The sequence below is a fragment of the Methylocaldum marinum genome (genome assembly GCF_003584645.1).
GTDB lineage: Bacteria > Pseudomonadota > Gammaproteobacteria > Methylococcales > Methylococcaceae > Methylocaldum > Methylocaldum marinum.
The window spans coordinates 2,188,149-2,200,515 of sequence record NZ_AP017928.1; the positions used below are offsets into that span (position 1 = coordinate 2,188,149).

Consider the following 12,367-nt stretch of genomic DNA (forward strand, 5'->3'; position numbering starts at 1 on the left):
GGAGAGAGAAGAATGCAGGAACGAGCGTTACGAGAAGCGGTACTTAATGGGGTGCGGGAGTTGAGCGGGCAGCGCCTTTTGCTGAATCCGCAGGCGATGGCGCTGGTAAATGATTTCAATTTACCGTCAAATTACAGCGGAGCCATTGCGTTTCCTTTAGCAAACGGCAGGTCGACAAAGGGTATCAACTCGTAAAGTTTACGACGCCAGAGATTAGTGCGCCGAATACGACCTTCGAGAATTTGTGGGAGTGTACGAAGGAGCACTATGGTCTTACGGCGTCGACAGGGCTTGCTGCGGTCGGAAGCATCCCGGTAGACAAAGTCAAGCTAGGTCATCCGGTTGTTTTAGGGGCTGGGGATAAAACCAATCTGATCAGCCACTACGGTCTTAAGTTTTTTCCGAGAGCGAGACTACCTGGAAAATCACCTGTTGCGCAATTGGCGAAAGCTACCTTCGGCACGATTCGCATATTCGGGATCATAGGACGGGCTATGCCATTTACTGCGGTTGGGCTTGCCATCTTCGATGCGGTAAGCATTGGTATATGTGCATATGAGATGCGACACGGAAAATGAACTGAAAAAAGATCGATTGATTGACGAAATCGCCGACATTCTCGTCGACGTCGTCGGGTGGATCGAAAAAAAGGATGTCTTACCGAACAAAGAATTTGTTCGCGATCTGCACATCGCGGGAGATGATCTTACGGTTTTCGTAACCGAGGTAGAAAGACGATTTAAATTCAAGCCAGCCATTGAGGAATGGCGGCGCATCGGGACGGTCGAGCAAACGGCTGAGTTGGTACTCCGACATAATGTGTGATGTTTGACATCGATGCCACAATGTTCATGTTGTCAGTCGGCAAATTCCTCAATCCAGTCAATGCCATGCCATTCGGCAGCGGGTAGTCGGCTATTGGAGTGCGGCTGAATATGAATTCTATGGTCGCCACTGAACGAGCCTTTGATCTTTATCAATCATTCACTCATGACAGCCACCCCGTCCGCACCTCCGCCGCCCCCCGATAGCCCATCCGCTTTCAACCCGGACGGTTCGCGTCCGGCGCCTGTCCGGGATATTCCGCGGAGTCCGATCCTCGGCGCGGTACGAGGTTATCGGAAACCGATTCGACGGTTTCTTCATGTTGGCTGAAATCGCTTTACTGGCCGGCGCGGGGTGCTATCTCCACAAGAGACGGCGGACAAAAAATCTTGCGCAGGCGTTAACCCCGATGCCGGCCGCGGAGAACTCGAACGAGCCGGCAACTTCGGTTCTTTCGGGTGCCCGCCGACTGCTCAGGGACATCAAGAGTGCGATGACGGCCGATGCCAGACAGCAGCTCCAGGTGGATATCGATCCAAGAGTTCTCGAGACTCTCGCGGAAGAGCGCGGAAAGGCCAGTCAGCGCATGAAATTGGCGATGGGCGCTATGGGACTTGCTCTGCTCGGCGGTATCTACCCCGTCTTTTCCCTGTTCGGGGCCTTGGGCGTTCTTTATCTGTCCCGGCGCATGTTCATGCGAGCTTTGAAGGATTTCAAGCTTCGCCACTATTTGAGCAACAATTTGCTCGGTCTTCTCATGACCCTGGGCATGCTCGCGACCGGCCAGCTGGTATTGGCGGCTTTCAGCGCGGTCATGGGCAGCTTTTTTGCAAAAATCATCGATCGCGTAGAGGACAACACCCAAAAGCAATTGATCGTCACCTTCGTGGAGCACCCCGAATATGTCTGGGTCTTGAAGGACGGCGTGGAAATCCAGACCCAATTCAATGCCGTGCAGGTCGACGATATCGTGGTCGTCAACGCCGGAGAGGTTATCCCGGTCGACGGAACGATACGGTCCGGCATGGCCAGCATCGATCAGCACATACTCACCGGGGAGAGCCGGCCCGTGGAGAAAAGTGTCGGAGATAAGGTTTTTGCTTCGACCTTATTGCTTTCCGGGCGCATCCATATCCTCGTGACGACCACGGGCCAGGCGACGGCCGCTGCCAAGATCGGTAAGGTTCTCAGTTATACGCAAAGCTATAAGGACACTTTGATAACGCGCGGACGCGAAATCTCCGATCGTTTCATACCGTTTACCCTCGGCGTCAGCGCGCTTACCTTGCCCGTGCTCGGGGCCGGTGCGGCTACAGCCGTGCTTTGGTCCAGTACCGGGTCGACCATGGGAATCACCGGGCCCGTCAGCGTATTGGTCTATTCCCAAATCCTGGCGCGCCAGGGGATTCTGATCAAGGACGGGCGGGCGCTCGAATCGCTGCGACAGGTCAATACCATCGTATTCGACAAAACCGGCACCCTGACCCAGGAACAGCCGACCGTGGCCAAGATCCATGGCCTTGAGGGCTACTCGGAAAACACGGTATTGAGGTATGCCGCCGCCGCGGAATACCGGCAACCGCACCCTATCGCCAGGGCCATACGGGCAAAAGCGGAGGAGCGGCAATTGGAACTACCGGAACTGGATGAGGCGAGTTATCAGGTCGGCTACGGCATCAAGGTCACCATGGAAAACCGGGTAATCCGGGTGGGTAGTTCGCGCTATCTGCGACATGAAGGTATCAAGCTGCCCCGAAGCGTACGATCCATTCAGCAAAAAGCCGATTCGAACAGCCATTCGCTCGTTTATGTGAGTATCGATCGGCAACTCGCGGGAATCGTGGAACTGATGCCGACCGTACGGCCGGAAGCGGAAAGCATTATCGGGTATTTACGGCAGCGGGGATTCAAGTTGGTCATGATCTCCGGCGACCATGAGGAACCCACGCGGCGCATGGCCGAAACCTTCGGTATCGACCGCTATTTCGCGGAAACCTTGCCGGAGAACAAGGCCGCGCTGGTCAGGCAACTGCGCGAACAGGGAGATTTCGTCTGCTTCGTCGGAGACGGCATCAACGATGCCATGGCCATGAAAACAGCACAGCTGTCGGTGTCGCTCAAAGGCGCATCCACCGTCGCTACGGATACCGCGCAGATCATCTTCATGGATGGCACTTTGAAGCAGCTGGAGCCGCTGTTCCGGTACATGGATGAATTCGAGGGCACTATGAAAAAGAACCTGATTACCAGCATCGTGCCCGGAGTCGTCAGCATCTCGGGTATTTTCTTGTTGCATTTCGGGGTCGCTGCCGCAATGGGACTCACTTATCTGGGATGTTTCGTCGGACTCGGCAATTCACTACTGCCGTTGATACGGTATCAACAGAATGACAAACCCACAGGAGGCCAACTGCAGAAAACCGGAATCGGAAACGTTGCCTGAGAGGAATGCCGGATCGACCACGGAATCAACGATTAACCCTGCCTATAAAAATATGGGCCGGGTTAATCCGGAGCAGGGATGCCCCGGCGCAGCGACAAGCCGCGTGAGCCACGCCTAAGTGTGTACCGGTCTGGGCGGCGACCCGTAAATACCACGAGGGTATTTACCGGCCTGATTAATAGATCCGCCGTGCCCCCTCTCCTTACCGTTCATTGCAAAGCCGCCCGACTATACGTCCTAGGCTCTTAAATAAGGGGATTTCCGCAATGATACAAAAGAAAGATTTGTCCTCGGCTTTAATGATGGTTCTTTTCTTGGGGTGCAGTTCGATCTATGCGGATTCCGAACATTCGAACGCAAAACCCGGGACGATTCCCGGCCACCAGCATTCCGCAAAAGGTCCGAAGCTCGGCCGTAGCGCAGTCTGTAACGGCACGGAAACGCGGACCTCACGTCTATTCCTGCAGCAGGTATCGAATACCCGCGCCATCGTGAAATGGCGGGGCGATGCGGAAACCCTGTGTGTCGGTTCGAACCGGAACGCACTCGTCCGAAAGGTAACGGCAACCGCCACTGCCGGTGATCACAAAGAAGCGCTCATCACCGGCTTGAAGCCCGATACCACTTACTACTACTCCGTGGGAGGGGCTCGAAAAGCGCCGGCGGATCAGCATTTCAGAACTTCGCCACGCCCCGGACACCTGCCCGCCGACGGGAATACGCGCATCTGGATCGTCGGCGATTCGGGCAGCGGCACCGCCGAAGATTCCGCCCACGCGGGCAAAGCCGCCGCGGTCCGGGACGGCATGAGGAAGTACATCGCCGAACACGGCGGCGAAGCCATCGATCTGTTTCTCATGCTGGGCGACAACGCCTATCTGAACGGCAGCGACGAAAACTATCAGCAGGGCGTTTTCGAGCTGTACCAGGATCTGTTGAAAAATGTGGCGATGTGGTCGACGATCGGCAACCACGAGATGGGAACGGCGCATATCGATTATTGCGTTATCGTCGATCGCACGGGTACTCCGTTGGTGCCCTGCGAAACGGTGGTTCGTGACGACCCCGGCGTGAGCTATTCCTCGGACCCATCGAGTTGGACCGGCGCGGCGGGCGGAGCTCCGTCGACCCTGCCCTACCTGAATATTTACACTTTCCCGACCGCAGGCGAAGCCGGCGGCGTTCCCAGCGGAACGGAACAATATTATTCCTTCGATCACGGGAACATCCACGTGGTGAGCCTCGACTCGCAGCTCACCGCGCGGGACGAGGGGCAGCGGGCAACCATGCGTCAGTGGCTGCGGGATGACCTTGCCGCCAACACCCTGGATTGGACCATCGTCATATTCCATCATCCGCCCTATACGAAAGGCGCCAATCACGACTCGGACGACACGGAAAACAATCTTGTCGACCGCCCCATCTGGGATATGCGCAACGAATTCGTGCCCATATTCGACGCATACGGCGTCGACCTCGTTTATAGCGGGCACGCCCACTCCTACGAGCGCAGCTATTATCTGCATAATCACACGGGCACTTCCGAAACCTTCGATCCCAAGCTCCATGCGGAGCTGGTGAAGGACGGCAGCAGGCCGGCCTCAGGTCAGGGCAGCGAAAGTTACAAGCAGTTGAGCCCCACCAGCGGCGGCGTCGACGACAGAGTCGTGTATACGGTCAACGGCAGCTCCGGCAAGGCGGATACGGCCAGCGGCACCATTACAACGAGCGAGGAATGGCTGCGGCATCCGGCACACGTGGAGCAGGCGGCCGACACCGCAACCCCCAAGCGGCGCGGCTTGCCGGTACTGGGTTCCGTGCTCCTCGATGCCTCGCGGAAACGGCTGGAAGCCAGGTTCGTCGATGTTAACGGCGAAGTCCTGGACTATTTCACCATGACCCGCTGATCGCCCGCCGTGCGGCACGGATTCCCGCGGGACTCCGTGCCCACCCCTCGGGCGCATGATCCTGGAAACCCATTCGAACCGCGGTCTCGTTATGAAACACCTCTTGCCGGGCATCCTTTGGTTCGCTCTGCTCGTCTCGAGCATCGAAAATCTCCGTGCGCATGATGACGTTGCCGACCACCTGAGGCTGCTCGATCAAGCCATCGAGCGAACCCCGAACAAACAATCGCTTTACATCGAGCGCGGGGCGCTTTATTCCAGCGAGGCCGGCATGCACGAGCGGGCACTGCAAGATTTTCGGCGCGCGGAACAGCTGGGGCCGCCGGTCGCGGTCGCCCACCCGTTGGGCATGCTGTTTTTTCGTACCGGCGATTTTGCAAAGGCCCGTTCTTATTTCGACCGATACCTGGAGCAATTTCCCGGGTTTGCACCGGCATACGAATATCGCGCCAAAGCGGCGTACCGGATGGGCGACAAGGCGAAGTCCATGGCGGACTACGATGCGTTCTTTCGGCTTCAGAAACACATCAACCCCGGAAGTTATATCGACGCCGCCGGAGTTCATGCCTCTTCCAACGACGAGAGAGACATCAAAGCCGCTCTTTCGCTCCTGGATCAGGGCATGAACCGGCTCGGGCTGAATCCGGAATTACAGCGCTATGCGATCCGGCTCGAACTGCAAAGATCTCAACCTGACAAGGCCATCCAGCGGCTTCTGGGCCTGAAAACGCTGCTCAAGGGAAGTCCGGCATGGCAGGTGGACATGGCGGAGCTCCTGATCGAGACCGGAAGATCCGCACAAGCCGCGGCGTATCTCGATGCGGCCGAAGCTCGGCTGGCAAAGCTGAGAAGCACGCCGGCACGATCCGATCTGGCCAAGAAGATCAGGACACTCAAGGGACAACCGGACCCGCGCTAGAGCAATTCCACGATTCCCCGGCCGCCGTCGACTCTCACCCGGTTTCCGGTTTTCAGTTTCATCGTGGCGCAACCGGTACCGACGACAGCGGGAATGCCCAGTTCTCTCGCGACGATGGCCGCGTGCGACAAAGGCGCTCCGATATCGGTAATGATCGCCGAAGCTCGTGGAAACAAGGGGGTCCAGCCGACATTCGTGAACGAGGTGACCAGAATCTCGCCGCTTACGAAGTCTTCTATCTGCTCATGCGAGGTCAGCACCCGAACGGTTCCCTCCACCAGCCCCGCCGAACCCGGAAAGCCTTTGAGAAAACTGCCGTGTTCGACCGGATGGGCAGGTCGGGCCGCGACGAAACAGTCGGTGCGCCTGTTCGGCAGCTTCGACCACCGGAACGGATCGATCGGCCCGGAGATCAGGTTGGGCAACGGGGGAAGTGCGCTATAGGCCCGGAAGGTTTGCCGTCGCGGAACGATATGCTCCAGAAGATTTCGCTCTCCCCGCAGAAATCGAATCAATTCATCCTTTGCCAGGTAGAAAAGATCGTCCGGCAGCAAGCCGTTGATTTCCGCCGCCCTGATCGCGAATCTTCGAATGACCCAGGCCTGCCGGAAATTCTCGGATTTGGCGAGCTCGCGATTGTGTGCGAGCACGCGTGCGGATTCGCACAGTTTACGTAATTTATCCAACTGTTTCGGCGGCAGCCGCTCGAGAGTCCGCCAGATCCTCTCGCGGTTTTCGTGCTGCTTCCGGAGCAGGGATTCGGGGTCGGCATCCTGCCACTGACGCACCAGTTTCTCGATCCACTCCGGATCTTCGGCCGTCCTCGGCGCCGCATACTCGGCTTCGTTCGGGCCTCTATGCCCGTAACGCCGTATAAATTCGTCCCGGGTGATTTCGCCCTTGATCATGGCGGCGACCCCCAGCAGCGGCGCCATGCTCGGCAACCGGCCGCCACCGTCCAGCCCCGACAGCATGACTTCGACGCTTTCCGGTGCCAGAACGCCGGAAAGAGCCGATTTGAGTTTGTATTGCTGCTGCACGAACTGGTTCCCGACAAACGCGACCATTGCGAAGGTCTCGAAGACGATCGGCTCGATGCCGGCATAAACCCGAAGCAGGTCGGCATTATCTTTACATTGCTCGATCTCCAGAAACTTTTCCCCGCACCAGCGGGGACATTCGTACTGTGCCCAGGCCAGAAATTTCCTGAGTCCCAGAGCCGATTTCAGCGCATAGGCGGTTTGTTTCAACATGAATCCCATGGCGTCCAGCCAGGAAATGGGGAGCACGGGAATGTCCATGTAATCCGGAACCTGGCCCAGGAAGAGATCGAAACCGCCCAGGATTTCTTCGCGCTTTTTGCCGATCCTGCTGAGGATGGAGTAGATGAGGCTGATATTGAAATAGCTTCTGCCGGCAATTCGCCCGACCATGAAATGGCCTCCGACCGGGCCGACGTTGCGCCGGACGATCTCATGAAAAACCGACCAGGTCAAGGGCGTGATGACGTTGCCGAAAAGCTCGCCCAAATTGGTGTTGCACCAAAGGTAATTGCCTTTCAGGGAATCGTTCCAGACATCGGGCGTGCGGGAAAGCGTGGTAATCGGCCGGCTTTGGAGGAGGAACAGCCGGTCCCGGTGAACAGCCCACTCGATATCCTGGGGCGCCCCGAGGTCATGTACCAGCCTGGCCGCCATCGAAACCAGCTCCCGGTAATAAGGCCTGAAATAGTCGGGACCCTCGTAAACGCCGGTGTCTACGTTATAGGTAAAGGCATCGCCGGTGACCGTCCCCGAAACCAGTTTATCGCCCGGGCCTTCGGTCAGATTGCCGTGCATGAAGTCGGCGTTTCCGGAAATGGGATCCGACGTAAACAGCACGCCGGCATAGGCTGGCGCCAGCATATGCTGCACCACGACCGCCATGGCCTGAATCCGAGCCTGATCGGTCGCGTCGGCGTAAATTTTGACCTTTTCGGATTTAGCGGACTCGAAAACGGTTTGAATGGCTTGGTAAAGATCGGATTCGGTGCCGACCTCGAGTACCGTCTCGAATTCACCCGCATAAGACGCGCCGGCCGAATCCTCCGCCAGCGCGGAAGAGCGCACGGCCACCTTGCCGGTCGGACTGGCATCAACGAGTCGGGCATAAAAGGCGCTTACCGTTTCGTATGCGGCAGCGATCAGGCCGTTTTCGTCGAACGCCGTCGACAGGATGATGAAACCGTCGGGGACGGGAAAACCCGCCTGATAAAGTTTCGCCAACATACGGCCTTTGCCGCCAGCCAGGCTGGCATGATCTTCTTCGGAAAATTGACTAAAGCGACACAGCATGTTCCCCCCTTATTAATCAGGCCCGTAAATACCCTCCTGGTATTTACGGGCCGCTGCCGAGGCCGGGACACGCCCGGCCTCGGGCGACGCGGCTTGTCGCCGCACCGGATAAACCCGGCCGATATTTATCGACCGGATCAATAGTGATGAAATCGCCTGAATATCCGGCAGGCGCGTCGGTAGGCCGAATTCAGCTCCGAAATGCTCGAAAAACACGCCTCAAGCTCGGGCGAGCGGCATAACGTCGTCCAGATCGAAGTACCCGTTGTAATTTTTCATATAAATGGCCGCACGATGGCCGAACAGGAGGATAGCTGAAGTCCGTGTTTCCAGTGGCCCGTCGTAGCCTTTGACCCTGACCTTCGTACCGATGGGGTAAGTCTTGTTCCAATGGTCGATCCGTTGCTCCACACTTTCGAATGTCCTTTCTTCCTGCACTTCCTCGGCCCGAAAGGTTTTTCCGATATGGCCGACGAGTTTCGTCAATACCTCGCCGGGCCCGATTTCTTCAAATCGGGTGACGCCCTGCCGAAGCAGGTATTCGATGCTTTCCTTCCAATGGACCGAGCCGGTAATCTGCCGTGAGAGCGTTTCCACGATAGCGCTTTCCCGGTAAGGCCGGGCATCGACATTGGCTATGACCGGGCATCTGAAACCCGCAAACCGGAACGACCCGAGATACTCGCGAAATTCCCGCTTCGCATCCTCCATGTAGCGCGAGTGAAAGGCGCCGGAGGTATTGAGCGGATGGAAACCGGCCCCTAATGCCGCTATAGGCGCTTCCGCGCGCACGATATGGTCCTTCGAACCGGAAATGACGATCTGAGAGGCCGAGTTGTAATTGGCGATATCGATATCGGTCAAGCCGTGATCGATCAGACATTGCCTGAGTGAACTCTCGTCGAGATTCAATATCGCCGCCATGGCTCCCCCGCTTGCCCGACTCATGAGTTCCCCTCTTTTCTTCACGAGCCTCAAGCCGTCTTCGAAACCCAGGGCGCCGGCGGCATACAAGGCGCAGTATTCACCCAGGCTGTGGCCGGCGCAGTAAGCGGGAAATTCCCCTGTATCCCTGATCCTTTTCCGGTAGGTCAAAGCATTGACCACGAAGAGCGCCGGCTGGGTATATTGAGTTTTGCCCAGGTTGTTTTCCCTGTCTTCCAGACACAGCGCCTTGACGGAATAACCCAGAATTCCGTCAGCCTGTTCGACCAGTTCCGGGAATTCATCGAACAGTACACCACCCATTCCTTTGTATTGTGATCCTTGGCCCGGAAATAGATAGGCAAGCATATCGGACTCCTCGGTCGGTAAATGGCTTCTTAAAATCTCGCACTCATGCTTGATCAAATTCAGCAGCTCCGGCTTTGCCGTTTCTATAAAGAAATGCCCACCTGGAAAAAGTCGGTATCGGAAGTTTCCTGTGTGCTCTCCCCAGCCCCTTAATTCGGTTTCGCTTACGTGGGGATCATCCTGCCCCAGGATCGCGAGGATAGGGATATCGATGGGCGCTTGCGGCTGGCGAACATAGGTTTCAAGGATTCGAAAATCGGAACGAATCCTCGGCAAAAAAGCTGCCATGAGCTCTTGATTGTCCAGCACCTCCCTGGAGGTGCCATCGAACGCTTCAAGTCTGACGAGAAACTCCTCGTCGGATAGATCGTAAGTGGGTGCCGCTCTGGCCGGGAGGTGGGGTGCACGGTGAGCGGACGGAATGAACAGTTCGGGCGGTTTGAGCCTCAACCTGCGCTGTGCTCGGATCAGTTCATAACCGATCAGCGCGCCAAGACTATGGCCGAAAACGAGATAAGGCTTATCCAGATAGGGCGTTAGTTCCGGGATGAGGGCATCGAGGATTTGCGGGATATTCGTCAGTGCGGGTTCGCCATAGCGGCCGTCCCGCGCGGGAAGCTGAATGGCTATTACCTCGATAAAACTCGGCAGGAACTGTGCCCAGCTTCTGAAAGCCAGGGCACTGCCGCCGGCGAAATGAAAACAGAACAGACGAATCCTCGAAGCGTCATCTCCGCTTAAACGAATCAACCAGGGACTTATCGTGTTCATGTTCGTGTTCATTGCCATTTCGAATTCGCTGCTCGGCCCGCGCAGTCTTGGCCCGGACGGAGGGCCGCGAGCTATCGGGTGTTCGCCGCGGCCCGATCGGCGATTCGGCTCAAGCGCCGCAGACAGACCAGGCGGCTCAAATAGGGCATCGCCTGAAAGCCTCGGTTCCGGAGGCGAGATCGTTAAGGCGGTGATAGGTCGCGGACTAAGCGGGGATCAGCAGCCCCAAAATGCGGTGGCGTCTAGGACGAATTTCATTATCCGATGCAAACCGCCCGACAGCTCCAGGAAACGAGTCGGGGCGGCTCGCCCGCGTCCGCCCCTGCGAACCGCGCTGCCTTGGCTCCCGTGTACAGACAGACGCCGAAGGAAATGAGCCCTGGGGCTGAAACACGGTCGGAACGGCCAATAGCCTTCCGCACACCACGGTCTCGGAACCCGCCGACGTGAGGGCCGGATGTTCGTGGCTGACGTCTTGTTCAACGCCGCGCCGGAATGCTCGAACGGCCCGGCCCGCCTTCGCACGTGGCCTGCCGCATTACGCCGAGGCGGGCGCGGCGTCGCCCTCGCTCTTGGCTTCCGCGGCGGCTTCCTTGCCCTTCTTGAGTTCCCGCTTGAACAGCGATTTCATCCTGGCGGGCTCGAAATCGAACAGGCTGCCGCCGGATTCGAAATGCCTGGCAAACACCCGTCCCACCGCATAAGTCACCGCGCCCCCGGTGACCGCCACGCCCCCCATGCCGCCCAGGGTGCCGAGCAAGGGAACGCTCTTGGCGAGACTCGCCAGGCCCATGATGCCCACCACCGAGGTCGCTCCGGACAGCAGCGACGTCACCAGCGACTTGGCGATGTTTTCCTTGAACGGCACCTCGTAATGCTTGGCGAGGCCATGAATCAGCTTGACTTGCAGGGCCATGATCGCCCCGAGATCGGCCAGGGGCACCGGGATCAGCGACACGCCGGTCGCCGTCAGCACGTAGTTCTTGATGAGACTCTGGGCGCGGGCCGCGCGCTCGGCGCGGGCAGAGGCCGCGAATTGCTCTTCCAAAGCGGGGGTCGGATCGTTCGTTGCCATGGTGTTCTCCAGGTGATTGGGACGTCAGGGGGAATCTTGGGCGCTTCTCGGAGCGGTCCGGCGCAGTGATGGCCGCGGCCGAATCCCGCGGGACGGGGGACCCGCCGGATTCGACTGCAAGCTCGGCAAATCGCCGAGGCGTCTCCGGCGCCTGGCGGGAGTCGAACCGACAAGGTTCGCCTGGAAAGCCGTAAACAACCGGAAACGACCTGTTGCATTATGTGCCAACTGCCGACGCGAGACCCCTGCCGTTAGTCATGGGCATCGCTCCCGGCACTCGCTGCTCCGGTGACGAATCGTGACGCACTTACGGTCGGCCGTTCACAGTTCGGACGTGGAACCCTTTATCTCCCCGAACAAAATTCCGAGCAGACCGAGACGACCATTGCCGGAATTCGACTGGATAGTGCTTTTGAGTGCACTTTCGGCGCCGCGCCATTCCCGCCCACATTCGGCCAAAAAAAAGCCCGGCTGCGGGGTGTCAGCCGGGCAATACACATTGTCGCGTTGCCGAAAACAACCATAAAGTTGACGCGACAGTCACATGGTAGTTACAAGAATCCGCTGCAACAAGTCCCCGGTAAATACACCGTTTCTTCCTCGATTCGACGAAACGCCCGAACGGCGCGGCTTCCAGAAAATTTGTAGGATTAGGCTTACGACAAAATCCGCAAGGGCTTACACAGAATGGGACAAAAAATTCCATGAAGTAATAGGATCAGGACTGTACTCATGGACGTGCTTACATCGGTGGCGACGAAGCATCCGATCCAGAACTCTCGGACGCGGCGATCGGCGATC

The 12,367-nt window shown here is 57.8% G+C and carries 8 protein-coding genes; 5 read left to right on the plus strand and 3 right to left on the minus strand.

What is annotated here, in order from left to right:
- The first annotated feature begins 12 nt into the window (after positions 1-12).
- The 5 genes from sS8_RS28050 (at position 13) to sS8_RS09420 (ending at position 6,094) form a co-directional block, all read left to right on the plus strand.
- Positions 13-195 carry a hypothetical protein gene (locus tag sS8_RS28050; RefSeq protein WP_170160877.1) on the plus strand — a complete coding sequence of 61 codons (183 nt, stop codon included), beginning with the start codon at positions 13-15 and terminating at the stop codon, positions 193-195.
- A gap of 399 nt (positions 196-594) precedes the next feature.
- Positions 595-825, plus strand: a complete 231-nt coding sequence (locus sS8_RS09405; protein WP_145986472.1) for an acyl carrier protein — start codon at positions 595-597, stop codon at positions 823-825.
- Positions 826-1,144: 319 nt separating this feature from the next.
- Positions 1,145-3,268: a heavy metal translocating P-type ATPase gene (locus tag sS8_RS09410; protein WP_119629426.1), complete on the plus strand. Its 2,124-nt coding sequence runs from the start codon at positions 1,145-1,147 to the stop codon at positions 3,266-3,268.
- 266 nt (positions 3,269-3,534) lie between these two features.
- A complete protein-coding gene (locus tag sS8_RS09415) occupies positions 3,535-5,175 on the plus strand; it encodes a metallophosphoesterase family protein (RefSeq protein WP_119629427.1) in 1,641 nt (546 codons plus the stop codon).
- A 91-nt stretch (positions 5,176-5,266) separates the two neighbouring features.
- A complete protein-coding gene (locus sS8_RS09420; protein WP_145986473.1) occupies positions 5,267-6,094 on the plus strand; it encodes a tetratricopeptide repeat protein in 828 nt (275 codons plus the stop codon).
- Here sS8_RS09420 and sS8_RS09425 read toward each other — a convergent pair.
- The 3 genes from sS8_RS09425 to sS8_RS09435 all read right to left on the minus strand — a co-directional run bounded on the left by sS8_RS09425 (position 6,091) and on the right by sS8_RS09435 (position 11,566).
- Positions 6,091-8,427: a PEP/pyruvate-binding domain-containing protein gene (locus sS8_RS09425; RefSeq protein WP_119629429.1), complete on the minus strand. Its 2,337-nt coding sequence runs from the start codon at positions 8,425-8,427 to the stop codon at positions 6,091-6,093. The genes sS8_RS09420 and sS8_RS09425 overlap by 4 nt on opposite strands.
- Before the next feature lie 219 nt (positions 8,428-8,646).
- Positions 8,647-10,491 (minus strand): ACP S-malonyltransferase, encoded by a 1,845-nt coding sequence (fabD, locus tag sS8_RS09430; RefSeq protein ID WP_232020582.1) that lies wholly within the window; start codon positions 10,489-10,491, stop codon positions 8,647-8,649.
- A gap of 538 nt (positions 10,492-11,029) precedes the next feature.
- Complete coding sequence (locus tag sS8_RS09435; RefSeq protein WP_119629414.1) at positions 11,030-11,566, minus strand: YcjF family protein; 537 nt, start codon at positions 11,564-11,566, stop codon at positions 11,030-11,032.
- Between the last annotated feature and the right edge of the window lie 801 nt (positions 11,567-12,367).